At 75.2% G+C, this 26467-nt stretch carries 33 protein-coding genes and 1 riboswitch; of the genes, 20 read left to right on the forward strand and 13 right to left on the reverse strand.

Going from position 1 to position 26467, the window contains the following annotated elements; genetic code table 11:
- Nucleotide 1: 1 nt before the first annotated feature.
- The 3 genes from BJ968_RS13640 to BJ968_RS13650 form a co-directional block, all read right to left on the reverse strand.
- Nucleotides 2–979, reverse strand: coding sequence for an SDR family oxidoreductase (locus BJ968_RS13640; RefSeq protein ID WP_179752697.1), 978 nt, complete (start codon nucleotides 977–979; stop codon nucleotides 2–4).
- Complete coding sequence (locus tag BJ968_RS26680) at nucleotides 976–2211, reverse strand: mannitol dehydrogenase family protein (protein WP_179752700.1); 1236 nt, start codon at nucleotides 2209–2211, stop codon at nucleotides 976–978. Before BJ968_RS26680 ends, BJ968_RS13640 begins: the two co-directional genes overlap by 4 nt.
- 174 nt (nucleotides 2212–2385) lie before the next feature.
- Nucleotides 2386–3186: a helix-turn-helix transcriptional regulator gene (locus tag BJ968_RS13650; protein WP_343078014.1), complete on the reverse strand. Its 801-nt coding sequence runs from the start codon at nucleotides 3184–3186 to the stop codon at nucleotides 2386–2388.
- Nucleotides 3187–3226: 40 nt separating this feature from the next.
- On the opposite strand from BJ968_RS13650, the gene BJ968_RS13655 reads away from it, so the two are divergent.
- From BJ968_RS13655 to BJ968_RS13665, 3 genes are read left to right on the forward strand one after another with little or no spacing between them, the layout of a single operon-like run.
- Nucleotides 3227–3655, forward strand: a complete 429-nt coding sequence (locus BJ968_RS13655; protein WP_425491572.1) for a DUF2000 family protein — start codon at nucleotides 3227–3229, stop codon at nucleotides 3653–3655.
- 21 nt (nucleotides 3656–3676) lie between these two features.
- Complete coding sequence (locus BJ968_RS13660) at nucleotides 3677–4012, forward strand: STAS domain-containing protein (RefSeq protein WP_179752704.1); 336 nt, start codon at nucleotides 3677–3679, stop codon at nucleotides 4010–4012.
- Nucleotides 4009–4605, forward strand: coding sequence for a DUF1684 domain-containing protein (locus BJ968_RS13665; protein WP_179752706.1), 597 nt, complete (start codon nucleotides 4009–4011; stop codon nucleotides 4603–4605). Before BJ968_RS13660 ends, BJ968_RS13665 begins: the two co-directional genes overlap by 4 nt.
- Nucleotides 4606–4624: 19 nt before the next feature.
- Here BJ968_RS13665 and BJ968_RS13670 read toward each other — a convergent pair whose 3' ends face one another.
- A complete protein-coding gene (locus BJ968_RS13670) occupies nucleotides 4625–5176 on the reverse strand; it encodes a hypothetical protein (protein WP_179752708.1) in 552 nt (183 codons plus the stop codon).
- 62 nt (nucleotides 5177–5238) lie between these two features.
- Nucleotides 5239–6039, reverse strand: a complete 801-nt coding sequence (locus BJ968_RS13675) for an exodeoxyribonuclease III (RefSeq protein WP_179752710.1) — start codon at nucleotides 6037–6039, stop codon at nucleotides 5239–5241.
- Nucleotides 6040–6098: 59 nt separating this feature from the next.
- On the opposite strand from BJ968_RS13675, the gene pyrE reads away from it, so the two are divergent.
- From pyrE to BJ968_RS13690, 3 genes are read left to right on the forward strand one after another with little or no spacing between them, the layout of a single operon-like run.
- Nucleotides 6099–6665 (forward strand): orotate phosphoribosyltransferase, encoded by a 567-nt coding sequence (pyrE, locus tag BJ968_RS13680; protein ID WP_179752711.1) that lies wholly within the window; start codon nucleotides 6099–6101, stop codon nucleotides 6663–6665.
- The gene (locus tag BJ968_RS13685) at nucleotides 6665–7039 is read left to right on the forward strand and encodes a hypothetical protein (RefSeq protein ID WP_179752712.1); all 375 of its coding nucleotides are present in this window, start codon (nucleotides 6665–6667) and stop codon (nucleotides 7037–7039) included. Before pyrE ends, BJ968_RS13685 begins: the two co-directional genes overlap by 1 nt.
- A gap of 38 nt (nucleotides 7040–7077) precedes the next feature.
- Nucleotides 7078–7854 carry a methyltransferase domain-containing protein gene (locus tag BJ968_RS13690; RefSeq protein WP_218885042.1) on the forward strand — a complete coding sequence of 259 codons (777 nt, stop codon included), beginning with the start codon at nucleotides 7078–7080 and terminating at the stop codon, nucleotides 7852–7854.
- Nucleotides 7855–7858: 4 nt separating this feature from the next.
- On the opposite strand, the gene BJ968_RS13695 is transcribed toward BJ968_RS13690, so the two are convergent.
- Genes BJ968_RS13695 through BJ968_RS13710 form a run of 4 tightly spaced genes read right to left on the reverse strand, consistent with a single transcriptional unit; the run spans nucleotide 7859 to nucleotide 10304 of the window.
- Complete coding sequence (locus BJ968_RS13695; RefSeq protein ID WP_179752713.1) at nucleotides 7859–8488, reverse strand: YigZ family protein; 630 nt, start codon at nucleotides 8486–8488, stop codon at nucleotides 7859–7861.
- A complete protein-coding gene (locus tag BJ968_RS13700) occupies nucleotides 8485–9108 on the reverse strand; it encodes a VTT domain-containing protein (protein WP_218885043.1) in 624 nt (207 codons plus the stop codon). Before BJ968_RS13700 ends, BJ968_RS13695 begins: the two co-directional genes overlap by 4 nt.
- 30 nt (nucleotides 9109–9138) lie before the next feature.
- Nucleotides 9139–9549 carry an acyl-CoA thioesterase gene (locus BJ968_RS13705; RefSeq protein WP_343078015.1) on the reverse strand — a complete coding sequence of 137 codons (411 nt, stop codon included), beginning with the start codon at nucleotides 9547–9549 and terminating at the stop codon, nucleotides 9139–9141.
- Between the two features lie 23 nt (nucleotides 9550–9572).
- Nucleotides 9573–10304 (reverse strand): VTT domain-containing protein, encoded by a 732-nt coding sequence (locus BJ968_RS13710; RefSeq protein WP_179752714.1) that lies wholly within the window; start codon nucleotides 10302–10304, stop codon nucleotides 9573–9575.
- Between the two features lie 214 nt (nucleotides 10305–10518).
- Between BJ968_RS13710 and BJ968_RS13715 the strand changes: the two genes are divergently transcribed.
- From BJ968_RS13715 to BJ968_RS13750, 8 genes are all read left to right on the forward strand, one after another.
- Nucleotides 10519–10914, forward strand: coding sequence for an ankyrin repeat domain-containing protein (locus BJ968_RS13715; protein WP_179752715.1), 396 nt, complete (start codon nucleotides 10519–10521; stop codon nucleotides 10912–10914).
- Between the two features lie 56 nt (nucleotides 10915–10970).
- Nucleotides 10971–11381 (forward strand): TOBE domain-containing protein, encoded by a 411-nt coding sequence (locus BJ968_RS25725; protein ID WP_179752716.1) that lies wholly within the window; start codon nucleotides 10971–10973, stop codon nucleotides 11379–11381.
- Complete coding sequence (gene modA, locus BJ968_RS13725; RefSeq protein WP_343078016.1) at nucleotides 11378–12157, forward strand: molybdate ABC transporter substrate-binding protein; 780 nt, start codon at nucleotides 11378–11380, stop codon at nucleotides 12155–12157. Before BJ968_RS25725 ends, modA begins: the two co-directional genes overlap by 4 nt.
- Nucleotides 12154–12954: an ABC transporter permease gene (locus tag BJ968_RS13730; protein ID WP_179752717.1), complete on the forward strand. Its 801-nt coding sequence runs from the start codon at nucleotides 12154–12156 to the stop codon at nucleotides 12952–12954. Before modA ends, BJ968_RS13730 begins: the two co-directional genes overlap by 4 nt.
- Entirely contained in the window at nucleotides 12951–14003 is a 1053-nt protein-coding gene (locus tag BJ968_RS13735; RefSeq protein WP_179752719.1) for a sulfate/molybdate ABC transporter ATP-binding protein, read from the forward strand. The genes BJ968_RS13730 and BJ968_RS13735 overlap by 4 nt, the downstream gene beginning before the upstream one ends.
- 64 nt (nucleotides 14004–14067) lie before the next feature.
- Nucleotides 14068–14958 carry an ATP-binding cassette domain-containing protein gene (locus BJ968_RS26685; protein ID WP_179752721.1) on the forward strand — a complete coding sequence of 297 codons (891 nt, stop codon included), beginning with the start codon at nucleotides 14068–14070 and terminating at the stop codon, nucleotides 14956–14958.
- On the forward strand, nucleotides 14955–16130 hold the full coding sequence (locus BJ968_RS13745; protein WP_179752723.1) for an ABC transporter permease: 1176 nt from the start codon (nucleotides 14955–14957) through the stop codon (nucleotides 16128–16130). Before BJ968_RS26685 ends, BJ968_RS13745 begins: the two co-directional genes overlap by 4 nt.
- 19 nt (nucleotides 16131–16149) lie before the next feature.
- Complete coding sequence (locus tag BJ968_RS13750; RefSeq protein WP_179752725.1) at nucleotides 16150–16776, forward strand: TrmH family RNA methyltransferase; 627 nt, start codon at nucleotides 16150–16152, stop codon at nucleotides 16774–16776.
- Nucleotides 16777–16963: 187 nt separating this feature from the next.
- Here the strand turns inward: BJ968_RS13750 and BJ968_RS25740 are convergent, their stop codons facing one another.
- From BJ968_RS25740 to BJ968_RS13765, 3 genes are all read right to left on the reverse strand, one after another.
- The gene (locus BJ968_RS25740) at nucleotides 16964–17689 is read right to left on the reverse strand and encodes a LysM peptidoglycan-binding domain-containing protein (RefSeq protein ID WP_179752727.1); all 726 of its coding nucleotides are present in this window, start codon (nucleotides 17687–17689) and stop codon (nucleotides 16964–16966) included.
- Nucleotides 17687–17857: riboswitch (cyclic di-AMP (ydaO/yuaA leader) on the reverse strand. (Overlaps the previous gene by 3 nt.)
- Before the next feature lie 160 nt (nucleotides 17858–18017).
- Nucleotides 18018–18767, reverse strand: a complete 750-nt coding sequence (locus tag BJ968_RS13760; RefSeq protein ID WP_179752729.1) for a lysophospholipid acyltransferase family protein — start codon at nucleotides 18765–18767, stop codon at nucleotides 18018–18020.
- Nucleotides 18768–18907: 140 nt separating this feature from the next.
- The gene (locus BJ968_RS13765; RefSeq protein WP_179752730.1) at nucleotides 18908–21199 is read right to left on the reverse strand and encodes an SDR family oxidoreductase; all 2292 of its coding nucleotides are present in this window, start codon (nucleotides 21197–21199) and stop codon (nucleotides 18908–18910) included.
- Nucleotides 21200–21261: 62 nt separating this feature from the next.
- Between BJ968_RS13765 and BJ968_RS13770 the strand changes: the two genes are divergently transcribed.
- From BJ968_RS13770 to BJ968_RS13795, 6 genes are all read left to right on the forward strand, one after another.
- Nucleotides 21262–22056, forward strand: coding sequence for a nitrilase-related carbon-nitrogen hydrolase (locus BJ968_RS13770; protein ID WP_179752731.1), 795 nt, complete (start codon nucleotides 21262–21264; stop codon nucleotides 22054–22056).
- A 62-nt stretch (nucleotides 22057–22118) separates the two neighbouring features.
- Nucleotides 22119–24284 carry a carbon starvation CstA family protein gene (locus BJ968_RS13775; RefSeq protein WP_343078019.1) on the forward strand — a complete coding sequence of 722 codons (2166 nt, stop codon included), beginning with the start codon at nucleotides 22119–22121 and terminating at the stop codon, nucleotides 24282–24284.
- Nucleotides 24281–24469 carry a CstA-like transporter-associated (seleno)protein gene (locus tag BJ968_RS13780; protein WP_179752732.1) on the forward strand — a complete coding sequence of 63 codons (189 nt, stop codon included), beginning with the start codon at nucleotides 24281–24283 and terminating at the stop codon, nucleotides 24467–24469. The genes BJ968_RS13775 and BJ968_RS13780 overlap by 4 nt, the downstream gene beginning before the upstream one ends.
- Nucleotides 24470–24570: 101 nt before the next feature.
- Complete coding sequence (locus tag BJ968_RS13785) at nucleotides 24571–24864, forward strand: hypothetical protein (protein WP_179752733.1); 294 nt, start codon at nucleotides 24571–24573, stop codon at nucleotides 24862–24864.
- 4 nt (nucleotides 24865–24868) lie between these two features.
- Nucleotides 24869–25225, forward strand: coding sequence for a metallopeptidase family protein (locus BJ968_RS13790; RefSeq protein WP_179752734.1), 357 nt, complete (start codon nucleotides 24869–24871; stop codon nucleotides 25223–25225).
- A gap of 122 nt (nucleotides 25226–25347) precedes the next feature.
- Nucleotides 25348–25665 carry a tetratricopeptide repeat protein gene (locus BJ968_RS13795; RefSeq protein WP_179752735.1) on the forward strand — a complete coding sequence of 106 codons (318 nt, stop codon included), beginning with the start codon at nucleotides 25348–25350 and terminating at the stop codon, nucleotides 25663–25665.
- 22 nt (nucleotides 25666–25687) lie between these two features.
- Here the strand turns inward: BJ968_RS13795 and BJ968_RS13800 are convergent, their stop codons facing one another.
- Nucleotides 25688–26467: an HAD-IIA family hydrolase gene (locus tag BJ968_RS13800; RefSeq protein WP_179752737.1), complete on the reverse strand. Its 780-nt coding sequence runs from the start codon at nucleotides 26465–26467 to the stop codon at nucleotides 25688–25690.

Below are 26467 nucleotides of genomic sequence, written 5' to 3' on the forward strand. Positions count from 1 at the left end.
TTCACCTCGCCCACCGGGCCCGCAGCGCCAGCAGGGCCTCACCGGGGCGGGGGAGGCGTTCGCTGACGGTCGTGAACAGGTCCCGGCGCACCAGGTGGCTCACGTGGTCACCGTGCACCTGCCCGGGGCCGGGGGTGGGCGTGTCCAGGATGTCCGTCCCGGTGTCGGGCCGGTCGCTGGTCTGCATCCTGCGCCCCAGCACGCTCAGCACGGCGTCGGTCAGCCCCGGGTTCAGCTTCTCCCCGAGCAGGAACCCCAGGGAGGCGCCGCCGACCACGGCCTGCCGGCGCGGGTGCGTCGCCATCCGCGCGACGACGGCGGCGACCAGTTCGGGCGCGTACACCGGCGGCGGGGGTTTCGTGAGGCTGCCGGTGCGGTTGCGCGAGTGCTCCCAGAACGGGGTGCCGATGCCCGCGGGCAGGATCGTGCTCACCTTCGTCCGCGCACCGTCCGCGGCCAGTTCCACGCGCAGCGCGTCGTAGAACGAGCGGACCGCGAACTTCGACGCCGTGTACGGGGCGTGCAGGGGCAGGGAGCGGACGCCCTCGACCGAGGCCATGCCGACGAGGACCCCGCCGCCGGAGCGTTCCAGCGCCGGGACGGCGACCTGCGCGGCCGCGACGTGCCCGAGGTAGTTCACCTCGCTGACGCGGCGGAACTCCTCGAGCGGGATCTGCGCGATCGTCCCGTAGACGCTCACCCCGGCCATCGTGACCCAGGTGTCGAGGTGGCCGTGGGTGATCTCGGCCTCGGCGACCAGCGCCTGCAGGTCGTCGGGCCGGGTGATGTCGGTCCGCACGGCGTGCGCGCGGCCACCGGCGGCGGTGATCTGGTCCACGAGGGTGTTCAGGGCGTCGACGCCGCGGGAGGCGCACAGGACGGTGGCGCCGGCGCGGGCGAACCTCAGGGCCGTGGCGCGGCCGATGCCGCTGGAGGCGCCGAGGACGACGACGACCTGGTCGGTCAGGGGTCTGGTCACGAGAACTCCGCAGGGGTGGGGGAGGAGGGGGTCAGCACGTGCAGGGCCCGCTGCAGCTCGGCGGGCAGGTGCGGTTCGTCGGCGAGGGTCCCCAGGACGTCGTGGTGCCGTCGCAGCAGGTCGGCGGCCCCACCCGGGCCGCCGGTCGCCAGGAGCCAGCCGGCCAGCGCCTGGACCAGCCGTTCCCGGGGCCCGTCGTGGTCGACCGCCTGCCGCAGCGACGGCAGGACGTCGGCCCGGAACCGTTCCGGCCCGGGAACGTGGGGTTCCCGCCCGGGGTCGGCCGCCAGCCGGGCGAGCACGGCGGCGCGGTACTCGTCGAGCTCGTCGGCGGGAACCCCGAGGACCTGCTGCGCGGCCTCGGCCAGGAAACCCTCCAGGAACTCGCGGACCCCGGGGACCGCCAGCGCCGCCCCCGCGGTCCGGGCCCCGGCGGCGGCGGCCGCGACGGCCAGCGCGTCGTGGGCGCCGTCGTGCAGGCGGGTGCGCAGGAGTTCGTGCGGGACGGTGCTGGGGACGAACCGGACGCCGACCCGGTCCAGCGGTGGGCGGCCGTCGGCGAAGTCGTCCTCGACGACCCAGCGCGGGCAGCCGGACTCCCCGGGCAGGCAGGGGTCGCAGACGCTGTTCGGGAAGGCGCCGTGCTCCCCGATCCACGCGGCCAGCCCGTCGTCGACGTCGCCGGCCAGGGCGAGCACCGCCTCCCGCAGCCGGGAACCGTTGCGCGGCGCGGCGGCGCAGCTGAGGGCCGTGAAGGGCCGGTGCCCGGCCGCGCGCCGGCGGGCCAGGGCCCCGACGAGGTACCCCACGGCGACCCGGGCCAGCGGGTCGTCCACCTCCCCGTCCACGTCCACGTCCACCAGCACCAGCCGGGTCGAGGGGGCGGCCAGCAGGGCCAGCTGCTCCTCCGAGCCGCCCGTCAGGCAGACGTGGTCGGTCAGCACCGTCACCTCGCGGGGAGGGTCGGTCAGCACCTCGCGCCGGCGCAGCAGGTCCAGGTCCAGCGCGGTGCCGGGGGGCAGCAGCTCGACGCGGACCAGGCCCCAGTCGGTGCTGACGCGCCGCTGGGCGAGGTCGTCGACGTGGACGGCGTGGTAGGCGTGCTGCAGGCCCCGCACGCCGAGGTGGACGACGGCGGGGGTGAGCAGGTCGGGGTCGAGGGGCACGTCCGGCGGCAGGGTCGCCGTGCCGGCCGGAGGGGAGGGGTGGGACGTGCGGGAAGGGTCGATCACGGTGGACCTCGCGGACAGGGCGGGCCTGGCCGCTGCTGGACCGGAACCTCGGAGGAGCGGCCGCAGCTTGGACCGTGGGGCGCGACCTGGGGCGGCGCCGGGGTCGGTCCGCACCGCGGACCGACCCCGTCACTCCACCACCGCCCGTGCGGGGCGGCAACCCGGCCGGGCCGCTCAGCCCGCGGCGAACGCGCCGGGGGTGGTCCCCAGGACGCGGCGGAAGTGCCGGTTCAGGTGCGGCTGGTCGTGGAAACCCGCCAGGACCGCCGCCTCGGCCGGCCGGTGCCCCGCCAGCAGCAGCCGGCGGGCGAGGTCGACGCGCCGGGCCGTGAGGTAGGCGTGCGGGGGCATCCCGACCTCGCGGGTGAAGGTCCGCACCAGGTGCGCCGCCGACACCCCCAGCTGCGCCGAGGCGTCGGTGAGCCGCACTCCCTCCACGACGTGCCCGTCCAGCAGCGCGCGCAGGCGGCGGGCCAGCGGGACGTCGCGGACGGCCCGCGCCGGGGCCCGGCGCAGGTGCGCACCGACGGTGTCGAGGAGCACGGCCGCGCGGGACTCGACGTCGAGGGCGTCGGGACCGGGGCCACCGGGGCCGCCGGGTCCGGTGGCCAGCCGGGCGTGCAGGTCCCGGACGGCCGTCACCAGCCGCGGGTCCGGCAGCTCGGGCGCGTCGACGGCCCGGCCCGCGAACCCCGGCGGCAGGGCGTCCTCGTCGAGGTACAGCACCTTCTTGCGGAACCCCGTGGCCGTCGCGGCCCGCCCGTCGTGCGGGACGTGCGGGGGCAGCAGCGTCAGCAGCGCGCCCGTGTCGTGGCCGCGGCGGCCGAGGTCGTAGTGGACGGCGCCGTCCTCCACGAGCAGCAGCGTCCACGTGTCGTGGGTGTGCAGGGGGTAGGCGTGCTCCACGAAGCGGGCGTGCAGGACCTCGGCGACCCCGGGGAGCCCGGGCCGCCAGCTGCGCACCACCTCGCCCACGTCACGAACGTACAAGACCGGCCCGGTGGCCCCGGGCACTGTGGTGGGCGTGAACGACACCCGCTTCGACACGAAGATCGCCGTCGCCGTCCGCGACGACCTGCAGCCCTGGCAGCGCCTCAACGTCACCGCCTTCCTCGTCAGCGGCATCGCCGCCGCGCACCCCGAGCTGGTCGGGCAGCCCTACGCCGACGCCGACGCCAACGGCTACCTGCCGCTGCTGGGTCAGCCGGTGGTCGTGCTGGAGGCCGACGCGGCCACGTTGCGGGCGGCGCGGGGCAGGGCGGTGGGCCGCGGGCTCGACACGGCGCTGTTCACGGCAGAGATGTTCAGCACCGGGCACGACGGCGCGAACCGGGCCGCGGTCGCGGCCGTCGCCGCCGACGACCTCGACGTCGTGGGGCTGGCCGTGCACGGGCCGCGCAACCCCGTCGACAAGGTGCTCAAGGGGGCCCGCGCGCACCCCTGACTCTGGCGTTACATTCGCCCGGTGACCTCGAACGACGCGTTCTCCGGGCCCCCCGGGTCGGTGGACGTGCGGCTCACCGGCGACCACGTCGTGGTCTGCCTGGCCGGTGAGGTCGACGCCTACCTCGGCCCCGACCTGGTCCGCTGCGTCGACCAGGCGCTCGCGGCGCGCCTGCCCGTCGTCGTCGAGGCCGCGCGCGTGACGTTCATGGACTCGACGGGGCTGGGCTTCCTGGCCCGGCTGGCCTCCCGCAGCGGCGAGCGCCGCATCACCCTCGACGGGGCGCCCGACGTCGTGCGCCACCTCGTCCACCGGGCCAGGCTGGACGGCATGATCGACTTCACCCCCGCCCCGTGAACCGCCTCGACGTCCTGGACTGGCGCCGCCGCGTCGGTGCCCTGTACGCCGCCGTGCGCGCGTCCACCCCGGCCGACGGGCACGCCCTGTGGGTCGCCGGCCGCGACGAGCTGTTCGCCGGCCACCCCGCCAGCCCGCTCCTGCCGGCCGACCGCGCCTCCTTCACGGGCCTGCCCGTCGCCCCGTACGACCCGGCGCTGCGCTTCGAGGTCCCCGTCGAGCCCGCCGAGCCGCTGACCCGCGAGGCCGTCACCGGTACCGACGGCACCGTCACCTTCGAACGGGTTGGGACCGTCGCGCTGCCCGGCGTCGGGACCCTCGACGTGTGGTGGCTCGACCAGTACGGCGGCGGCCTGTTCCTGCCGCTGAAGGACCCCGGGCCCGGGTACGGCGGCGGGCGCTACCTGCTCGACACCGTCAAGGGCGCCGACCTCGGCGGCACCGCGGCCGGGCTCGTCGTCGACCTCAACTTCGCCTACCCGCCCAGCTGCGCGTACGACCCCGAGTGGGCCTGCCCGCTGCCGCCGCCGGGCAACGTCGTCGACGTCCCCGTCCACGCCGGCGAGGTCGCCGGTCCCTGGTCCGCGGGCTGAGCCGGACCCCGGTCCGGGGTCAGTCCCGGGGGGCGCTGGGGGCGGGCACCCGCTCGCGCAGGTCGACGGTGCGGGGACCGCGCCCGCGCCGCCACGCCCCCAGCAGCTGCTCGACGGCGTCCTCGTCGCCCGCGCAGCGGAACATGCCCAGCGTGTAGATCCGCGAGGCCTCCTCCGCCAGCCCGTGCCAGGAGAACTCCTCACCCAGCTGCAGGTGCACCTCGACGTCGCCGCGGCGGCTGTCGAGGACCTCGTCGGCCAGGGCCACCGCCTCGCGCAGGTGACCGCACACCAGCAGCGCCGACACCACGTAGCAGCGCGTGTCCGGCGCGACGTGGTCGCCGGTCGCCAGGGCCTCCCGCGCCAGCCGCAGGGCCCGGCGCGCGTCCCCGGCGAACGCCGCGTGCTCGCTGGCGGCGACGAACAACCGGCCGCGCGACACCGAGTCCCCCGGCACCGCGCGGCGGGCCCAGGAGTGCAGGAGGTCGGCCACGGCGCGTTGCCCCCGGACGTCGTTGGCTGCGCTCAGTTCGACCCGTTCCAGGTCGTCGCAGGTGACAGGTGCTCGCACCTCTCGGAATCTAGTGAGGGTGAGCGTCCCCGTCTCCCCCCCGGAGCCCGTTCGGGCAGGGTTCACGCGTTCGGGTCAAGCTCCACGACGACGGGCGCGTGGTCGGAGGCGCCCTTGCCCTTGCGCTCCTCGCGGTCGATCGTCGCCCCGGTCACCCGGGCCTGCAGGGCCGGGGACCCCAGGACGAAGTCGATCCGCATGCCCTGCCGCTTCGGGAAGCGCAGCTGCGTGTAGTCCCAGTACGTGTACGTGCCCGGCCCCGGCGCGAAGGGGCGGACCGTGTCGGCGTACCCCGCCTCCAGCAGCCCCCGGAAGGCCGCGCGCTCGGGCTCGGACACGTGGGTGGCCCCCGCGAAGACGTCCACGTCCCACACGTCCTCGTCCTGCGGGGCGATGTTGAAGTCGCCCACCAGCGCCACCTGCGCGCCGGGGTCCTGCGCCAGCCACGACGCCCCGGCCCGGCGCAGCTCCTCCAGCCACAGCAGCTTGTAGGCGTAGTGCGGGTCGTCCAGGCCGCGGCCGTTCGGCACGTACAGGCTCCACACCCGCACCCCGCCGCACAGCGCCCCGACGGCCCGGGCCTCCACCACGGCCGGGTCCCCGAACGCCGGCACGTCGGGGGAGAAGCGCGTCGAGACGTCCTCCAGCCCCACCCGCGAGAGCAGGGCCACCCCGTTCCACTGCGACAGCCCGTGGTGGGCGACCTCGTACCCGGCGTCGCGGAACGCCTGCTCGGGGAACTGCTCGTCCTTGCACTTCGTCTCCTGCAGCGCCAGGACGTCGACGTCGCTGCGGTCGATCCAGGCCAGGACCCGGTCCAGGCGGGCACGGACGGAGTTCACGTTCCAGGTCGCGAGGCGCACGCGGGGGACGCTACCCGCGTGCCCGGCCCCGGGCCCGGCAGCACCTAGGATCGGGCCCCGTGAGCACCGATCGAGAACGCCTCGCCGACCTCGTCACCGCCAAGGCCGTCGTCCGCGGCAAGGTGACGCTGTCCAGCGGCAAGGAGGCCGACCACTACGTCGACCTGCGCCGCATCAGCCTCGACGGTGAGGCGTCCGCGCTCGTCGGCCCGGTGCTGCTCGACCTCGTCGCCGACTGGGACTTCGAGGCCGTCGGCGGCCTGACGATGGGCGCCGACCCCGTCGCCCTCGCCATGGTCCACGCCGCCAACGCCCGCGGCTGGGCCGACGCCCACGGCGGCCGCCCCCTCGACGCCTTCGTCGTCCGCAAGGCCGAGAAGACCCACGGCCTGCAGCGCCGCATCGAGGGCCCCGACGTCGCCGGCCGCAAGGTCCTGGCCGTGGAGGACACCTCCACCACCGGCGGGTCCGTGCTCACCGCCGTCGAGGCCCTGCGCGCCGCCGGCGCCGACGTCGTGGGCGTCGCCGTGATCGTCGACCGCGACACCGGCGCCCGGGAGAAGGTCGAGGCGCAGGGCCTGCCCTACCGCTACGCCTTCGGCCTGGCCGACATCGGGCTCGCCTGATGGGCGCCGCCGGCACCGTCGTGCTGGTCCTCGTCGTCCTGCTCGTCCTCGTCGTCGCCCTCTACGCCGTGAGCACCCGCGCCGCGCTCGTGCGGCTGCGCGACCTGGCCGTCGAGGCGGGCGCCCTGGCCGAGCAGCGCCGCAGCCGCCTGGCCGACCTGTCCTCGCACGTCGCCGCCCAGCAGGCCGCCGACGCCGAACCGGACCCGCAGACCGTCAAGGCCCTCGCCGACGCCGAGCACCGCCTGGCCGGGGACGTGGCTTTCCACTCCGCGGCCGTGCGCGCCTACGACGCCCGCCTGCACCGCGTCCCGGCCTCCTGGGTGGGGGCCCTGTCCGGGCTGCACCCCCTCGGCGCCGCGGCGGAGAACTGAGCGCGCTCGCCGCCGTCGTCCCCGCCCTGCGCTGCCCCGTGGGCGGCGGGGGGCTGACCCTGGCCGGGCGCACCCTGGGCTGCGCCGACGGCCACCGCTTCGACCTCGCCCGGCAGGGGTACGTCAACCTCGCCGTGGGCAGCCGGACCACCGGTGACACGGCCGGCATGGTCGCCGCCCGCGAGCGGTTCCTCGGCGCCGGCCACTACGCGCCCGTCGCGGCGGCGCTCGCCGACCGCGCCGGGCCGGGGTTCGCCGTCGACGTCGGGGGTGGCACCGGGTACTACCTGGCCGCCGTCGTGGAGCGCACGGGCGGGACGGGCGTGGTCCTGGAGCCGTCCACCCCGGCGCTGCGCCGGGCCGCGCGCGCCCACCCGCGCGTCGCGGCCGTCGGCGGGGACGTGTGGCGCGGCCTGCCGTTCGCCGACGCCTGCGCCGACCTCGTGACGACCGTCTTCGCCCCCCGCGGCGCGGCCGAGGTGCGCCGCGTCCTGCGCCCCGGCGGGTCGTGGGTCGTCGTCACGCCCCTGCCCGAGCACCTGGCGGAGGTGCGCGGGCCCCTGGGCATGGTGGGCGTGGAGGAGGGCAAGGCCGAGCGGCTGCACGCCGACCTCGCGGGTCTGGAGGTCGTGTCCGAGGACGAGCTGCGGTTCACCCGCCGCCTGGCGCACGAGGACTTGCAGGACCTGGTGCTCATGGGTCCCAGCGCCTTCCACACCGACGAGGAGGCGCTGCGCGCCCGGCTCGACGCGCTCCCGGGGGCCGTCGACGTCACCGTCGCCGTCCGCCTCACCGTGGCCCGCGCCCCGCGCTGACCGCTCAGTCGGGCAGGGGCCGGACGGCCCGGCCGAGGGGTTCGGCGCCCGCCCGCAGGCCCGCCGCGGCGAGCCCGGCGCGCAGGTCTCCCAGCGCGCCCGCGGGGACGGCCACGACGGCCCGCCACCCGTCGGCGGCCCACTGCACGTCCTCCACCTCCCGGCCGCGGCGCAGCTCGGCCTCTACCCGGCCCCCGTCGGCCAGCGCCGCGCGCACCTCCACGAGGTCGACCCACCGCCGCCGCACCACCCCGGCCTCGGCGAGGGCCGCGCCGACGGACCCGCCGTAGGCGCGGACCAGCCCGCCGGTGCCCAGCAGCACACCCCCGAACCACCGGGTCACGACGGCGACCACGTCCGTCACCCCCGCCCCGCGCAGCGCCGCGAGCATCGGGGCGCCGGCCGTCCCGGCGGGTTCGCCGTCGTCGCCGGAGCGCTGCAGCTGCCCGTCCTGCCCCAGCACGCAGGCCGTGCAGTAGTGGCGGGCGTCGGGGAACTCCCGGCGCACGCGGGCCACCACGGCGTCGGCCGCGGCGACGTCACCCACCGGTTCGAGGGTCGTGAGGAACCGCGAGCGCTCCACGACGAGCTCGGTCCGGACCGCGCGGGCCGGGACGGGCAGGGGTCCGCTCACGCGCGCGCCGACCGGCGGCGGCGGCGCACCCAGGACACGACCGGCGCCACGATCGAGGCCAGGATCGCCACCCCCGCGATGGAGTACGCGACGGTCCGCACCCACGGCAGCGAGTCGGCCGCGTACCCGGCCAGGACCAGCAGCGCGCCCCAGCACAGCGCGCCGGTGACGTTGGCGGCGAAGAACTTCGCGTACGGCATGGCCGCCGTTCCCGCGATGATCGGCGTGAAGGCCCGCAGCCAGGGGATGAAGCGGCACGCGACGACGGCGAACCAGCCCCACTTCAGGTAGAACGCCTCGGCCTTGGGCAGGTGCGCGGCGGCCTTCCCGGCCCGGCGCAGCAGCCAGGGGCGGCCGAGCCGGCGCCCGGACCAGTACCCGACGGTGTCGCCGAGGACCGCCGCGAGCACCACCCCGACGACCAGGACCGGCAGCGACACGGGGGAGCCGTCCCGCCCGGCGAGCAGCCCGGCCGTGAACAGGACGCTGCTGCCGGGCAGCCAGAAGCCCACGAGGGTGCCCGTCTCGGCGAAGACGATGCCGAAGACCAGGGCGTACAGCCCCAGCGCGCCGAGCTCGTCGAGCTGTGGGTCGGCCAGGTGGGCGAGCCAGTCGGACACCGACCGATCATCCCAGAGGGAAGGCGACCCTCAGCCGGCGAGGGCCGTCAGGCGGGCCCGCTCGTCGTCCGCGAGGCGCCGGGGGCGGCCGGTGTCGAAGTCGTAGGAGACGCACACCGTGGAGGCGCGCACGTACGTCCTGGAGTCGTCGGGTTCGCGGATCTCGTAGTCCACCTCGAAGCTGGCCCCGCCCGTGCGCCCGACCCACAGGTCCACGGCGACCGGTTCGGGGCGGTAGTCCAGCGGCAGCAGGTACTCGACGGTGTGCTTGGCCACGACCGTGCCCGTCGCGAGCATCGACGCGGAGCCGTCGGGGGCGGCGACGCCGAAGGCGCGCACGCGCGCCTCCTCCAGCAGCCGCAGGACCTCGACGTTGTTGACGTGGCGGTAGGCGTCCATGTCCCCCCAGCGCAGGGACAGGAGCAAGCGTCGACGGGCCACGGGAGCATCCTGCCCCGGGCGGGTCAGTGCTGGTTCTCGGGGGTCCTCGGCCCGGTCCCGGCCTCGGCCCCGGCCTGGCGGCGGTCCTTGGCGCGGCCGCGCAGGTACTCGATGCCGACGGGGATGAGGGAGAGCACCACGAGCAGCAGGAGGCCGACCTCGAGGTTGTTGCGGATGAGGGACACGCTGCCCAGGGCGTAGCCGAGCAGGGTGATGCCGGTGGCCCAGGCGACCGCGCCGATGGCCGAGAACGTCAGGAACACCCTGCGGGACATGGCCCCGGCGCCCGCGGCGAGGGTGATGAAGGTGCGCACGACGGGCACGAAGCGGGCCAGGATGATCGCGCGAGCGCCGTACTTCTCGAAGAACTCACGCGTCTGGGCGATGCGCTTGGGGGTGAGGATCTTCGAGCCCGGCCGGTCGAAGAGCGCCGGCCCGGCCTTGCGGCCGATCTCGTAGCCGGCGACGTTGCCGAGGAACGCCGCGACCGACAGCAGCAGGCACGACAGCCACAGCGGGTCCTTGAGGATCCCCGAGTGGGTGAACAGGCCCACGGTGAACAGCAGGGAGTCGCCGGGCAGGAAGAACATGAACAGCCCGCACTCGACGAACACGATCGCGATCGCCACCCACAGCGCCGCGGGGCCGAGGGAGTCGAGGAAGTGCTCGGGGCTGGCCCAGTCCGGCAGGAGCGCGGGGACGGCGGACGGTGCGGAGGACGTCAGCGCGGCCGAGAACTCGGCGAGGAAGGACACGACCCCAGGGTAAGTCCCGATCCGGCGGCCCAGGACGGCCCCGGGCTGGAGATCAGCCCAGAGGATGACCGGAGGCGGCTGGGATCAGCCGGTCGGCGGACCGCTGCGCACCGGGCGTGGGGTTGCGATCGCTGTGACCACGCTGCCGATCACCGGCAGCGTGGTCACGACGATCGCCACCGCGCCCCCTCGGCGGCCCGGTTACGATCCGTCGGTGACCGAGGCTTTGAGCGAGGACGAGCTGCGCTTCCTGCAGGAGACGTTCGACCTGGCCCGCGAGGGCGAGACCGCGGCCCTGGCCGAGCGCGTCGACGCGGGGGTGCCGGTGAACCTCACCAACTCGGTCGGGGACACGCTGCTGATCCTGGCGGCCTACCACGCGCACGCCGAGACGGTGCGGGCCCTCGTCAAGCGGGGCGCGGACCACTCCCGGGTCAACGACAAGGGCCAGACCGCGCTGGGGGCGGCGGTGTTCCGGCAGGCCCGGCCCGTCGTGGAGACCCTCCTGGACGCCGGGGCCGACCCGGCGCTGGGCCGGCAGTCCGGGCTCGCCGTGGCGCAGGTCTTCGACCTGCCGGAGATGACCGAGCTGCTCACCACCCCCCGCTGACCGCACCTGCGGCTGTGGGCGCCGCGCCGAACCGCACCTGCGGCTAGCATCGGGTCGTGGCCCAGTACCGGATCCGCGACGTCGCCGACCTCCTCGGCGTCTCCGACGACACCGCCCGCCGCTGGACCGACTCCGGGACGCTGCCCAGCAGCAAGGACGACGCCGGGCGCACCGTCGTCGGGGGCGCCGACCTGGCCCGGTTCGCCACCGAGCACGCCGCGGCCGCCGCCCCCGACACCACGGGCGTCGCCCGCTCGGCCCGCAACCGCTTCGCCGGGCTCGTCACGCGCGTCGTCCTCGACGGCGTCATGGCCCAGGTCGAGATGCAGTGCGGTCCGCACCGCGTCGTCTCCCTCATGAGCCGCGAGGCCGCCGAGGAGCTCGGGCTCGCACCGGGCAGCCGGGCGACCGCCGTCGTCAAGGCCACCACCGTCATCGTCGAGACCCCCGACGGGGGCACCTCGTGAGGCCGCGCCCGCTGCTCGCCCTGGTCGCCGCCGGGGCCCTGCTCACCTCCTGCGGGACCCCCGCCGACGGCGCCCCCGGCGCGGCGGGAACGGGGGCGGGGACGCTGACGGTCTTCGCCGCCGCCTCCCTGCAGGCCAGCTTCACGCGCATCGGCGCGCGGTTCGAGCAGGCCCACCCCGGCGCGCGGGTGCGGTTCTCCTTCGCCGGTTCCTCCGACCTCGCCGCCCAGCTCACCGAGGGCGCCCCCGCGGACGTGTTCGCCTCGGCCGACGAGCGGAACATGGCGAAGGTCACCGCCGCCTCCCTGACCGCCGGGGACCCCGTCGACTTCGCGACCAACGTCCTGGAGATCGCCACCGCGCCGGGCAACCCCGCGGGCGTCACGGGGTTCGCCGACCTGGCGCGGCCGGGGCTGAAGGTCGTCGTCTGCGCGGCGCAGGTCCCCTGCGGGGCCGCCGCGCAGACCCTCCAGGACGAGACCGGCGTCACGCTCGCGCCCGTCAGCGAGGAGTCCTCGGTCACCGACGTCCTCGGCAAGGTCACCTCCGGGGAGGCCGACGCGGGCCTGGTGTACGTCACCGACGTCGCCGCCGCGGGCGACGCCGTCACCGGGGTGGCGTTCCCCGAGGCCGCCGGGGCCGTGAACACCTACCCGATCGCGGCGCTGCGCGACAGCGGCGACGCCGGCCTCGCGGCGGAGTTCGTCGCCTTCGTCACCGGGCCGCAGGGGCGCCCGGTCCTGAGCGCCGCCGGGTTCGGCACCCCCGCGCCGTGACCCGCCGCGGCGGTGCGGCGGAGGGCAGCGCGCTGCCGCGCTGGGTGCTCGCGCCCGCCGCCCTGGGCCTGCTGCTGTTCGCCCTCCCGCTGCTCGGGGTGGTCTCGCGCGTGGACTGGGCCCGCTTCGTCCCGCTCGTCACCTCCGACTCCTCGCGCGCGGCCCTGGCCCTGAGCCTGCGGACCGCCACCGCCAGCACCCTGCTGTGCCTGCTGCTGGGGGTCCCGATGGCCCTCGTCCTGGCCCGCGGCAGCTTCCCCGGGCTGCGCGCGCTGCGCTCGGTCGTCCTGCTGCCCCTCGTACTGCCACCCGTCGTCGGCGGGTTCGCCCTGCTCTCCGCCCTGGGCCGCAACGGGTTGCTCGGTCCCGCGCTGTCGGCGTTCGGGGTCACGGTGCCGTTCACGACGCTCGCCGTCGTCGTCGCGCAGACGTTCGTGTCGCTGCCGTTCCTCGTCCTGAGCCTGGAGGGGACCCTGCGCACCGCCGGCCGGCGCTACGAGTCGGTCGCCGCGACCCTGGGCGCCTCACCCAGCCGGGTGCTGTTCCGCATCACCCTGCCGCTCGTCGCGCCCGGTGTCCTGTCCGGCGCGGTCCTGGCCTTCGCGCGTGCGCTGGGGGAGTTCGGCGCGACCCTCACCTTCGCGGGCAGCCTGCAGGGCGTCACCCGCACCCTGCCGCTGGAGGTCTACCTGCAGCGCGAGACCGACCCCGACGCCGCGGCCGCGCTGTCCCTGGTCCTCGTCGTCGTCGCGGTCGTCGTGGTCGTCGCCGTGCGGGGGCGGCGGGGCGCGCTGTGAGCCTGGACGTCCACGTCGAGTTCGCCCCCCGCGGGGTGGCCCTGGACCTCGACGTCCCGGCGGGGGAGGTCCTGGCCGTCCTCGGCCCGAACGGCGCCGGGAAGTCGACGCTGCTGGGGCTGCTCGCCGGGCTGCTGCGGCCCACCGCCGGGCGCGTCGTCCTCGACGGCCGCGTCCTCGCCGGGGACGGCGTCTTCGTCCCCCCGCACCGGCGCGGCACCGCCCTGCTCGCCCAGGACGCCCTGCTGTTCCCCCACCTGAGCGTCGAGGCCAACGTCGCCTTCGGACCGCGCAGCACCGGGACGCCCCGGGCGCAGGCGCTGGCCCGGGCCCGCGAGCTGCTCGCCGACGTCGGGCTGGCCGACCTGGCCCGCCGCCGCCCCCGGGAGCTGTCCGGCGGCCAGGCCCAGCGCGCCGCGCTCGCCCGCGCCCTGGCCACCGGGCCCCGGCTGCTGCTGCTCGACGAGCCGCTGGCCGCCCTCGACGTCACGGCCGCCCCGCAGGTCCGGCAGGTGCTGCGCCGCGTGCTGCGCGCACCGGGCCGCTCGGCGGTGCTCGTCACGCACGACCCGCTGGACGCCCTCGCCCTCGCCGACCGGGTCGTCGTCGTCGAGGACGGCCGCGTCGCCGAGCGCGGCCCCGTGCAGGACGTCCTGTCCCGCCCGCGCAGCGCGTTCGGCGCCCAGCTGGCCGGGCTCGTGCTGCTGCCCGGGACCCTCACCGCCGGGGGCCTGCGCACCGACGACGGGACCGTCGTCGCCGGGGCGGTGACGGGGGAGGCGGGCGAGCGCGGGGTCGCCCTGTTCAGCCCCACCGCCGTCTCGGTCCACGCCACCGACCCCGGTGGCAGCCCGCGCAACCGCTGGAGCGCGACCGTCCTGGACGTCACGCCCCGCGGGGAGGTGGTGCGGCTGCGCGCCGCCCTGGGCGGGCACGACGTCCTGGCCGACCTCACCGTCGCCGCGGCCGCCGAGCTCGACCTGGTCCCCGGGACGGTCGTGCACCTGGCCGTCAAGGCCACCGCGGTGCGGGTCCACGCCACCCCCTAGCCGTGCGGTGGACTTAGACGTTCGGTGGACGCGGCCCCTCCCAGCCGGTGCATAGGTTCGGTGCGTGCTCGTCCTCGACAACATCACCCGCAGGTTCGGTGACCGCCTCGCCCTCGACGACGTCAGCCTCAGCGTCCCCGACGGGCGCATGGTCGGTTTCGTCGGCGCGAACGGTGCCGGGAAGACCACGACGATGCGGATCGCCCTGGGTGTCCTGGCCGCCGACTCCGGGACGGTCACCTTCCGCGGGCAGGTGCCGGACCTGGCCCTGCGCCGCCGCTTCGGGTACATGCCCGAGGAACGCGGCCTCTACCCCAAGGGCCGGTTGCTGGAGCAGCTCGTCTTCCTCGCCCGCCTGCACGGCGTCGACCGCGGTGTCGCGGCCCGGCGCGGCCGGGAACTCCTGAACCGCCTCGGGCTGGGGGACCGCGCGGACGACAAGCTGGAGTCGCTGTCGCTGGGGAACCAGCAGCGCGTGCAGGTCGCGGCCTCCCTCGTCCACGACCCCGAGCTCCTCGTCCTCGACGAACCGTTCTCCGGCCTGGACCCGCTCGCGGTCGACGCCATGGCGGACCTGCTGCGGGAGAAGACCGCGGCCGGGGTGGGGGTGCTGTTCTCCAGCCACCAGCTCGACCTCGTCGACCGCCTCTGCGACGACCTCGTCATCCTGCACCGCGGCCGCGTCGTGGCGTCGGGGGAACCGGAGAAGCTGCGCCGCGAGCGCGGCGGGTCCCGCTACGAGCTCGTCTCCGACGCCGACCTGGACTGGGTCCGCGACGTCCCCGGCGTGCGCCTGGTCGAGCGCCGCCCGCGGGGCGTGGTCCTCGAACTCCTCGACGGCCGCCCCGACCTGGACCAGCAGGTCCTGGCCGAGGCCGTCCGCCGCGGCCCGGTGCGCTCCTTCGCGCCGCTGCTGCCCACCTTGTCCGAACTGTTCCAGGAGGTGTCCCGGTGAGGGGCCAGTGGTGGATCGTCGCGCAGCGCGAGATGACCGAGCGGTTGCGGGACAAGGGGTTCATCTTCTCGACGCTGCTCCTCTTCCTCATCGTCGCCGCCGCGGCGGTCCTGCCGGGGGTGTTCTCCGGCGGGACGAACGACTACGACGTGGCCGTCACGGCGGAGTCCCGGCCCCTCGTCGCGACGGCGCTGCCGGCCGAGGACCGCGACGACCGGGTCCACCTGCGCGAGGCCGCCGACGTCGCCGCGGCCGAGGCCGCCGTGCGCGCCGGTGACGTCGACGCCGCCGTCCTCGTGGGGCCGGACGCGGTCTCGATCGTGGGGGACCGCACCGTCCCCGACACCCTCACCTCGATCCTCACCGGCCGGGTCACCGCGGCCCGGACCGTCGCCGGGTTCGAGGCCTTCGGCGTCGACCGCGCCGACGTCGAGCGGGTCCTGTCGCTGCCGCCGCCGACGACGCGGCTGCTGGCCCCCGACGCGGTGGACCCGCTGACGGTCTACCTGCTGGGGCTGGCGTTCGCGATCATCTTCTTCCAGATCGTCATCATCTTCGGGTACTCCATCGCCCAGAGCGTGGTGCAGGAGAAGCAGACCCGCGTCATTGAACTGCTCGTGACGACGGTCCCGGTGCGCCAGCTGCTCATCGGCAAGATCCTGGGCAACGGGATCCTCGCGTTCGGGCAGGTGGTCCTCCTCGTCGCCGCGGGCGTGGGGGCGCTGGCGGTCGCCCAGCCGGACCTGCTGTCCTCCATCCCGGGCATCCCGACCGCGGCGGTCTGGTTCCTGGTGTTCTTCCTCTTCGGGTTCGCGATGCTGTCCTGCCTGTGGGCGGCGGCCGGTGCGATGGCCAGCCGGCTGGAGGACCTGCAGTCGACCGCGACGCCCGTGCAGATGTTCGTCATGCTGCCGTTCTTCGCGACGTTCTTCACCAACGACCCGGGGACGCTGCAGACCGTCCTGAGCTACGTCCCGCTGACGTCGCCGATGGTGATGCCGAAGCGGGTCGTGCAGGGCGACGTCGCGCTGTGGGAACCGTTGGTGTCGCTGGGCGTCATCGCCCTGACGGCGGTCCTGTTCGTCAGCGTCGCGCGCCGCCTGTACGAGAACAGCCTGCTGCAGACGGGGCGGTCGCTGGGGCTGCGGTCGGCGTGGCGGAAGGCGGCCTGAACCCTGGGATGATCCTGGGGTGAGCGAGGCGGAGCAGCGGGTCGTCGGCGTCGGGCCCTGGGAAGGGGACTGGCCCGACGACCCGCGCTACGACCCGGAGCTGCTGCGCGAGGGGGACCGGCGCAACGTGCTCGACGGGTACCGCTACTGGTCGAACGCCGCCATCGTCGCCGACCTCGACACCCGCCGGAACCCGCTGCACGTCGCGGTGGAGAACTGGCAGCACGACGCGAACATCGGCTCGGTCGTGCGGACGGCCAACGCGGTGAACGCCGCCGGCGCCCACGTCGTGGGGAACCGCCGGTGGAACCGCCGCGGGGCCATGGTCACCGACCGGTACCTCAGCACCCACCACCACGCCGACGTGGCGGCGCTGGCGGCGTGGGCCGCCGAGCGGGGCCTGCCGATCGTGGGCATCGACAACGTCGAGGGGTCGGTCCCGCTGGAGACCTACGACCTGCCCCGCGAGTGCGTGATGCTCTTCGGGCAGGAGGGGCCGGGGCTGACCGGCGAGGCCGTCGGCCACTGCGTCGACGTCCTGGCCATCGCCCAGTTCGGCTCCACCCGCTCGATCAACGTGGGAGCCGCCGCCGCGGTCGCCATGCACGCGTGGGTGCGGCGGCACGTGTTCGGCCAGCGGCCCTGACCCGCACCGCCCCGCGGTGCTCGACCACCGTCGTGCTCGACCACCGTCGTGCTTGATCACCGTCGTGCTTGATCACCACGAGGGGGGATGCCTCCCGGTGGTGATCAAGCACTCTCGTGATCGAGCACTCCCGTGATCGAGCACGTGCGGGGCCGGCGCGCGGCGCCGGGGGTCGAGCGCGCCCGGGTCAGGGCAGGACGAGCACCTGGCCGACGCGGATGTGGGCCGGGTTGTCGCCGATGGCGCCGCGGTTGACGTTCCACACGGCCACGTAGCCGCCGGGGACGCGGTTGTTCACGGCGATCCGGTACAGGGTGTCGCCGGGGGCGACCGTGTAGGTGCGCTGGGCGGCGGGAGCGGCCTCCACGACCGGGACCGGGGCCGGGGCGGGCGCCGGAGCTGGGGCAGGCGCGGGAGCCGGGGCGGGCGCGGCGGCCGGAGCGGGCGCAGGGGCCGGGGCGGGCGCAGGGGCCGGGGCGGGGTGCAGCAGGGCCGCCTCCTGGCCGACGGGGTCGGCCGCACCGCTCAGGCCGAGACGGCGCGAGCAGGAGGGCCAGGCCCGCCAGCCCTGCACGGCCAGGACGCGCTCGGCGACGACGATCTGCTGCTCACGGGAGGCGAGGTCGGCGCGGGGGGCGTACTGGCCGCCGCCGAAGCCGGTCCACGTGCGGGGGCTGAACTGGATCCCGCCGTAGTAGCCGTTGCCGGTGTTGATGTGCCAGTTGCCGCCGGACTCGCACCGGGCGAGGCGGTCCCACTCGGAGACCGGCGCGGCGGAGGCGCTGGAGACGGGCCCGAGGACCGCGGCACCGGCGGCGCCCGCGGCGACCGCCGCGAGGAGCCCGCGACGCAGGGTCGTGCTGGACGGGACGGACGCGCGCGGGTGCGCGGGGGCGCGACGGATCGCAGGCATGCTGACCTCCAACGCCTGCGAGGTCAGCTGTCGGGTTCGGGTCGAAGGTTGGTTGACCCGGCCGCGCGGGCGCGGCTTCACCCCGAGGACTCCCTCCGGGGAGGTCGTCCGAGGAACGTGTGGGTCCCCCGCTCCTGCCCACGGGCTCTGTTCCGGCGCGCGGTGGGCAGGACTCGGCGTTCCGCGGCCGCGTCCCCGAGTGGCCCCGGGGACGTTCCGACGGTAACGCCTCAGAAGCTCCCCGTACACCGTCGAGAGACCCGGTCGTGACCTGAACCCCGCCACCGGGCGGGGCGGACCCCCACCGGAGTGGTGCAGATCACACGGGTCAGGAGTTCGCCAGGAGCTTGGCGACCGCTTCCTCGATGCGCGGGGTGAAGTCCCCGGCCCTCTCGCCCTCGCGCCCGTGCAGCGGCTCGCCGAACGTCACGTGCACGGCCGGGCGGCCCGGCACCGGCCAGTTCCGCCGCGGCGGCATGGCCTCGAACGTGCCGCGCAGCGCGATCGGGACGACCGGCACGCCGGCCTCCAGGGCCAGGTACGCGGCCCCCTTCTTGAACGGGCGCATCTCGCCCGTGTAGCTGCGGCCGCCCTCGGCGAAGATCACCAGGCTCCAGCCGTCCGCGAGCAGCTGCGCCGACGGGTTCGACCCCCGGCCGCCGCGCCGCTCCAGCGGGTACGTCCCGATGACCAGGCCCGAGGGGGCCGCCCGCCACCAGACGTCGAAGAAGTAGTCGGCCGCGGCCGCGATCGCCACCCGCCGGCGCCGGCGCGCGCCCAGGGCCTCCAGGATCACCGGGGCGTCCAGGTGCGAGGAGTGGTTGGCGACCAGCACGGCCGCCGTCCCCAGCCGGTCCAGGGCCTCGACGTTGTGGACGTGGATCGACAGCTGCGAGCGCAGCACCGGGGTCATCAGGACGCGCTGCAGCGTCGAGCGCACCAGCGTCGCCGGGGCCGAGCGCACCCAGTCGTTGCGGTGCACCGAGCGGCCGCCGCCCCCGTTGCCGGGAGCGCCGCCGGAGTGCTTGCGCAGCAACGGCAGTGCCCGCACGATCCGGGTCGGTCGCGGGATCCCCATCAGACTCGCCATCCTTCGGTCCCCAGCACCCGCGGTCCGCTGCGACCGGGACGGGGACTGCTCGACGGTGCGGAGTTCACACCGCGCATCCTGCCACGCGGGTCCCCGGCGGGGTCCGCGGCGCCCTGTCGGCCCGTGCGTCAGTCGGTGCCCGCCAGCACCTGCTGCGGCACCCGCAGTCGCCGCGCCGGCGACGACGCGGCCCAGTCCGCGACGGGCCAGCGGGAGCCGCGCGCCACCCGGAACAGCGGCACGTCCGGCGAGACGGCGGTGGGGTTGCCCACCGACTTCAGCAGCGGCAGGTCCACGTGGGAGTCGGCGTAGGCGTAGCTGGCGGACAGGTTCGCGCCCTCGACCTCGGCGTAGCGGCGCACCCAGGCCGCGCGCGCCTCACCCACCAGCGGCGGGGAGGTGAGGAACCCGCTGGCGCGGCGGGTGCCGTCCACGACGGCCTCGTCGAGCTCGGTGCACACGACCTCGTCGAACAGCCCCGCCAGCGGCCGGGTGACCTGGCGGACGTCGCCGGTCATGAGGACCGTGCGGTGCCCGGCGTCGCGGTGGGCCTGGATGCGGCGCAGCGCGTCGGAGGAGATCGAGGCCAGGAAGCCCGGGGCGAAGACGTCGTCGACGTACTGCTCCAGCGCGTCGAGGTCGACGCCGGCGTACCCGCGGAACAGCGAGCGCAGGAAGCTGCCGCGGTCGCGGCGCTCGGCGGCGATCCAGCCCGGCAGGTGGCGCATGACCCGGCCGAACTCCGCGATGCGCGCGGGGGCGTCCAGCGAGGACAGTCGCAGCGTGAGGTAGGTGTCGACGACCGTGCCCGGCAGCAGGGTCCCGGCGAGGTCGAAGACCGCCAGGACGGGGGCGTCGCCCGCGGCGACCGGCTGCAGCGCGCGGGGCCCGGAGGCCTCGGCCTGCTTGCGGCGGCGGCGGATCTCCTCGTACTTGCGCATCTGGGCCGTGACGCTGGGGCAGTGCGACTCCAGCCAGTAGTGCCGCCAGTCGACCTGGGAGGTGTCGAAGCCGAACAGCTCCACGTCGGCCGGGTCCAGCGCCCGGTGCAGGGCCAGGGTGTTGTCGTCGACGAACCGCAGCTCGGCCTCGGTGTACGCCTTGTACAGGTCCATGTAGCGGCGGGCGAAGTCGATCTGGCGGCGCGCCCCGTCCAGCTTGCGGGACGCCTCGCGCACCTTGCGCGAGCGCGGGGCGAAGGCCAGCAGCCGGTCGCCCGCACCCGTCAGCAGCTCCCCGGCGCGGATCTTGCGCTCGACGGCGCGGCCCCCGGGGAAGTCCCACGTCGGCATGACCGCGGGGGAGGAGTCGAACGGGTGCGCGGTGAAGTACTCGCGGATGTACTCGTAGATCTCCCGGAACGTCAGCGGGTTCCGGGCCCCGGAGGACACGTGGTAGTACGCCGGCTGCGACAGCGGCGGCGGGGTCGCCGACGCCTTGAGGATGGCGTTGACGACGTGGTCGATCGGCACGACGTCCATCACCGAGTCGGGGGCGGCCGGGAACTCGGTCAGCTCCCCGCGCCCGTAGGCCAGGATGATCGGCTCGGCCATCTTGAAGCCCTCGATCCAGCCGGGGCTGGGGTGCTTCACGGCCGACTCGACGATGCTCGGGCGCAGCACGGTCGTCGGGATCACGGGGGCCGCGATCTCCTCGACCAGCCGCTCGCCCATGGCCTTGGTGAACGTGTAGCAGTCCGTCCAGCCCAGCGTGCGCGCCCGCTCCAGGCCCGCGGCCTTCTGCTGGGCGACGACCCACTTCACGCGGCGCTCCTCGGCGCCGGCGGCCACCGACAGCGGCCCGGCGCGGCCGTGGTCGCGCTCGGCGGCGCGCAGGAACCCCTTCAGGCGCTCCTCCAGGCGGGAGTCCTCCTCGATGCGCGCGGCCAGCCGCAGCCCGGCCTCGGTCTCGCTGCGCCAGTCGACGTCGTGCTCGACGGCCCGCTCGGGGACCGCGCCGCGGCGGCGGCCGCCGACGTAGGCGGTGGACACGTGCACGTAGTGCACGGCCCCGTGGCCGCGCCCGCTGGCCTCCAGGGTGCGCTCGACCAGCGCCCGGGTGCCGACGACGTTGGTGGTGAAGGCGTCCTGGATCAGCGGGTCGAACGACACGTCGCCCGCGCAGTGCACGACGACGTCGATGTCGGAGGGCAGCTCCGGCACGTTCGACAGGTCGCCCTCGAGGGCCTCCACGCGCGTCTTGAGCAGGTCGTCGACCTCGCCGGCGGCGCGGAAGATCGGCTTGCGCAGCAGCGACCGCAGCCGGTCCTCACCGCTCTGGCCGGGCTTGGGCCGCACCAGGGCCACGGCCGTCGTCCCGGGGAGGTCGACCAGCAGACGCTGCAGCAACGCCTCACCGATGAAGCCCGTCACCCCGGTCAGGAGGAAACGCTTGCCGTCGAGCTGCTCAGCCAATCGCACGCGGAGGATCCTGCCACGGATGGGCACCCGCTCCGCGCGCCTCGACCCCTAGGGTCGCCCGCGTGGACATCGCCTGCCTCCAGACCGCCGGGACCACCGGCGACCCCGCGGCCAACCTCGCCGCGCTCGACCGGGCCGCCGCCGAGGCCGTCTCCCGCGGCGCCGGGCTGCTCATCACCCCCGAGATGTTCCTCACCGGCTACGACCTGGGGCCCGACACCCCCGCCCGCGTCCGCGCGCTGGCCCCCGGCCTGCTCGAAGGGGTCGTGGCGATCGCCCGGGAGCGCTCCGTGGCCCTCCTGGTGGGGATGCCGGAGGTCGAGGGGGACGCCTGCTTCAACACGGCCGTCTTCGTCGCCCCCGACGGCGAGGTCCTCGGCCGCCACCGCAAGGTCCACCTGTTCGGCGAGATCGACCGCGCGGCGTTCACCGCTGGTGACCGGCTCGTGACGACCGTCGACTTCGGCGGGCTGCGCATCGCGGTGCTCATCTGCTACGACGTGGAGTTCCCCGAGGCGGTCCGGGCGGCGGCGCTCGCCGGAGCCCACCTCGTGGCCGTCCCGACGGCGCAGATGCACCCCTTCGAGTGGGTCGCCGAGCAGCTGGTCCGGGCCCGGGCGTGGGAGAACCAGGTGCACGTCGCCTACGTCGACCACGACGGCCGGGAGGGGGCGTTCGACTACGTGGGCCGCAGCAGCGTCGTCGGCCCGGACGGGTCGGTCCTGGCCTCGGTCGAGCACGGGGAGGCGCTGCTGGTGGCGCGGGTCGACCCCGGGGCGGTGGAGCGGGCCCAGCGGGAGAACCCGTACCTGGCCGACCGGCGCGCGGAGCTGTACGGGCCCCTCACCGACGGGTAGTCGCGTGGTGACTGTGCGAGTCTGCTCAGCGCACGCGCAGTCGAACCGCGAGGAGGCGGGACGTGGCCCGGTCCGAGTCCGATCAGCTCGAGGTGGCGCCGCGCCGGCGCCCCTCGGTCCGTTCCGTGGTGGTGTGGACGGCCGTGGCCGTCGTGGGCGCCGCCTGCTGGACGGTCCTCGCCCTGGCCCGGGGCGAGGACGTCAACGCGCTGTGGGTCCTCTTCGCGGCCCTGGCGTCGTACGCCATCGCGTACCGCTTCTACTCCCGCTTCATCACCGACCGGGTGCTGCGGGCCGACGACCGCCGCGCGACCCCGGCCGAGCGGTACGAGAACGGCGTCGACTTCGAGGTGACCGACCGGCGGGTGCTCTTCGGGCACCACTTCGCCGCCATCGCCGGTGCCGGACCGCTCGTGGGCCCCGTCCTGGCCGCCCAGATGGGCTACCTGCCCGGGACGATCTGGATCGTCGTCGGCGTGATCTTCGCCGGGGCCGTGCAGGACCTGACCGTCCTGTTCTTCTCCATGCGCCGCGGCGGCAAGAGCCTGGGGCAGATGGTGCGCGAGGAGATCGGCCTCGTCGGCGGCGTCGCCGCGCTGATCGCGGTCTTCGCCATCATGGTCATCATCCTGGCCGTGCTGGCGCTCATCGTCGTCAACGCCCTCGCCGAGTCGCCCTGGGGCGTCTTCTCCATCGCGCTGACCGTGCCCATCGCCCTCTTCATGGGCGTCTACCTGCGGTTCCTGCGGCCCGGTCGCGTGCTGGAGGCGACCGGGATCGGGGTCGTGCTGCTGCTGCTCGCCGTCGTCGGCGGCGGCTACGTCGAGCGCTGGGGGCTGGCGGAGTCGCTGACCCTGTCGCCCGAGACGCTCGTCGTCGCGCTCGTCGTCTACGGGTTCGTGGCCTCGGTCCTGCCCGTGTGGCTGCTGCTGACCCCGCGCGACTACCTCTCGACGTTCATGAAGGTCGGCGTCATCGCCCTGCTGGCCCTCAGCCTCGTCGTGGCCCGCCCCGTCCTGGCCAACGACGCCGTCACGTCCTTCGCCCGCGAGGGGAACGGCCCCGTCTTCGCCGGGTCGCTGTTCCCGTTCGTCTTCATCACCATCGCCTGCGGCGCGCTGTCCGGGTTCCACGCCCTCATCTCCTCCGGCACGACGCCGAAGATGGTCGCCAAGGAGCGGCAGGTCCGGCTCATCGGCTACGGCGGGATGCTCACGGAGAGCTTCGTCGCCATCAGCGCCCTCATCGCCGCCTCCGTCATCGACCAGGGGCTCTACTACGCCGTGAACTCCCCGGCCGGGGCGACGGGCGGGACCGCCGCGTCGGCGGCGGGCTTCGTCTCCGGGCTCGGGTTCACGACGTCCCCCGAGGCCCTGGCCGCCGCGGCGCGGGCCGTGGGGGAGGAGAGCGTCGTGTCCCGCACGGGCGGGGCGCCCGCCCTGGCCCTGGGCATCTCGCAGGTGTTCCACGAGGCGTTCGGCGGTGGTCTGCAGGCGTTCTGGTACCACTTCGCGATCATGTTCGAGGCCCTGTTCATCCTCACGGCCGTCGACGCCGGCACCCGCGTCGGCCGGTTCATGCTCCAGGACACCCTGGGCAACGTGTGGAAGAGGTTCGGCGACCTGTCCTGGCGCCCGGGCAACGTCCTCGCCAGCGCCGTCGTCGTCGGTGCCTGGGGCTACTTCCTCTACACCGGCGTCACCGACCCCCTGGGCGGCGTCAACCAGCTGTTCCCGCTCTTCGGCATCGCCAACCAGTTGCTCGCCGCCATCGCCCTGACCCTCGTGACGACCCTGCTCGTCAAGCACGGCCGGGTCCGGTACGCCTGGGTCACCGCGGTGCCGCTCGGCTGGGACCTCGTCACGACGATGACCGCGGGTTACCAGAAGGTGTTCTCCGACAACCCCGCGATCGGCTACTTCGCCCAGCGCGCCAGGTACGCCGACGCCCTCGCCGCGGGGGACGTGCTGGCCCCCGCGAAGGACGCCGCGCAGATGCAGCAGGTCGTGACGAACTCCACCGTCAACGGCGTGCTGCAGGCCCTGTTCGCCCTGCTGGTGCTGGTCGTCGCCGTCAACGCGGCCGTCGTGGTCGTCCGCGCCCTGCGCGCCGGGGGCCTGCCGACCACGGAGGAACCGGCGGTGGAGTCCCGGCTGGCCGAACCGGCCGGGATCGTCGTCCTGCCCGCCGAGCGCCGCGCGCTGGAACGGTCGCGGGGGCGGTCGTGAGGGGCGCCCTGCGGACGGGCCTGGAGGCGCTGCGCTGGGCCCGTCGCCAGATCGACGGCCAGGACCGCTGGGAGGCCTACCTGGAGCGCTGCGCCGCCCACGGGCACCCGCCCCTGGACCGGGCGGCGTTCGAGCGGCGGCGCGCCGACGCGAAGGCCGCCGCGCCGGGGGCCCGGTGCTGCTGAACCGCCGGGGCCGCTGCGCCGTGGTGCCGCCGGGGACCGACCTGAGACGGAGCTGAGACCAGATGTTCGACAGCCGGCGACGACGCGGTGACCATCGACGCATGCGACCTGAGCTCCACCGCTACCGGGTGACCGTCATCGCCCACCGGCGCGCGCCGGTGAGCCACCTGCCGGCCGCGCCGGCGCGCGCCGAGTCCGGGATCGTCCACGTGCGGACCCTGCGGGCCCCGGACCCGGCCCTGGCCCGCGACCTGGCCCTGGTCCACGTGCACGCCGAGTCCGCGCTGGTCGCCGACGTGCGCGTCGGGGTGGACGCGGTGCTCGTGGAGCGGCTGCGCTGGGGCCGGCCCCCGGTGCGCGAGCTCGACAGCCGCCGGGTCGCCGTGGTCCGCTGAGGCGGTGGTCCAGCTCTCGCGCGAGGAGTTCGAGGAGGCCGTCGCCGACGCCCTCGACACCGTCCCCGCCGACCTGGCGCGGGCCATGGACAACGTCGTCGTCCTCGTCGAGGACGACCCGCCGGAGGAGTTCGGGCCGGACCTGCTGGGCCTGTACGAGGGGACGCCGCTGACCGAGCGCGGGTCGTGGTGGGCCTCCGGTGCCCTGCCGGACCGCATCACCGTCTTCCGCCGCCCCACCCTGGCCATCGCCCGCGACCGCGACGACGTCGTCGCGCAGGTGCGGGTCACCGTGGTGCACGAGATCGCCCACCACTTCGGGATCGGCGACGCCCGCCTGCACGAGCTGGGCTGGGGCTGACCTGCTCCTCCTCGGCTCCGGCGAACTCGACCGAGCGGCGCCGGTCCCCGAGGGGAACCCGTCCCGGGCGCGGCCCGCACGCCGCCCGGAATCAGCGCGGCCGGGGCAGGGTTGGAGACCGTGTGAACATCGACCTGCTCAGCTTCGAGATGGCCCGCGACGCCTTCGACGAGCGCCGGTTCACCGACGCCGTCCGGTCGCTGGAACCCCTGGTGCGCCGGCACCCCGACGACCGTTCCCTGCGGGAACTGCTCGCCCGCAGCTACTTCGGTGCCGCCATGCTCGGCAAGGCCGAGGAGCAGGCGCGGGACCTGGTGCGCCGCAGCCCTTCCGACGCGTTCGCGCACCTGCTCCTGTCCCGCGCCCTGGAGCGGCAGAGCCGTCACTCCGAGGCCCGCGGGCACCGCGTGATGGCGCACGTCCTCGGCGCGGAGGTCTGAGCCCGCGGGACACCTGACGGCCTCAGACGAGGTCGATCAGGTCCCCGATGCCGTCGACGACCTGGTGCGGCTGGAACGGGAACCGCCGCACCTGGTCGCGCCGGGTGGAACCGGTGAGGACGAGGAACGTCCGCAGCCCCGCCTCGATGCCCGCCACGACGTCGGTGTCCATCCGGTCCCCGATCATGGCGGTCGTCTCCGAGTGCGCCTCGATCCGGTTCATCGCCGACCGGAACATCATCGGGTTCGGTTTGCCGACGAAGTACGGTTCGGCGCCCGTGGCCCGCGTGATGAGGGCCGCCACGGACCCCGTCGCCGGCAGCGACCCCTCCTTGGAGGGGCCGGTCGCGTCGGGGTTCGTCGCGATGAACCGGGCCCCGGCCTCCACGAGCCGGATGGCCTTGGTGATGGCCTCGAACGAGTACGTCCGGGTCTCACCCAGGACCACGTAGTCGGGGTCGGTGTCGGTCGTCGTGTACCCGGCCTCGTACAGCGCCGTTGTCAGCCCCGACTCCCCGATGACGTACGCCGAACCGCCCGGGAGCTGACGGGACAGGAAGTCCGCCGTCGCCAGCGCCGACGTCCAGATGTTCTCCTCCGGGACCTCGATCCCGCTGCGCGACAGGCGCGCGGCGAGGTCGCGCGGGGTGAAGATCGAGTTGTTGGTCAGCACCAGGAAGCGGCGGCTGGAGTCGGCCAGCCGCTGCAGGAACTCCGCGGCGCCCGGCAGGGCGTGCTCCTCGTGCACGAGGACGCCGTCCATGTCGGTCAGCCAGCACTCGATGCCGTGCGGGGTGCTCAT

The organism is Kineococcus aurantiacus, from assembly GCF_013409345.1.
Taxonomy (GTDB): domain Bacteria; phylum Actinomycetota; class Actinomycetes; order Actinomycetales; family Kineococcaceae; genus Kineococcus; species Kineococcus aurantiacus.

What these genes read in the sequence shown, in the direction of transcription:
- BJ968_RS13685 (WP_179752712.1), top strand. Translation starts at nt 6,665, where the DNA reads ATGGGCGCCGCCGGCACCGTCGTGCTGGTCCTCGTCGTCCTGCTCGTC.
- BJ968_RS25740 (WP_179752727.1), bottom strand. Translation starts at nt 17,689, where the DNA reads ATGCCTGCGATCCGTCGCGCCCCCGCGCACCCGCGCGCGTCCGTCCCG.
- BJ968_RS13760 (WP_179752729.1), bottom strand. Translation starts at nt 18,767, where the DNA reads ATGGGGATCCCGCGACCGACCCGGATCGTGCGGGCACTGCCGTTGCTG.
- BJ968_RS13785 (WP_179752733.1), top strand. Translation starts at nt 24,571, where the DNA reads ATGCGACCTGAGCTCCACCGCTACCGGGTGACCGTCATCGCCCACCGG.
- BJ968_RS13800 (WP_179752737.1), bottom strand. Translation starts at nt 26,467, where the DNA reads ATGAGCACCCCGCACGGCATCGAGTGCTGGCTGACCGACATGGACGGC.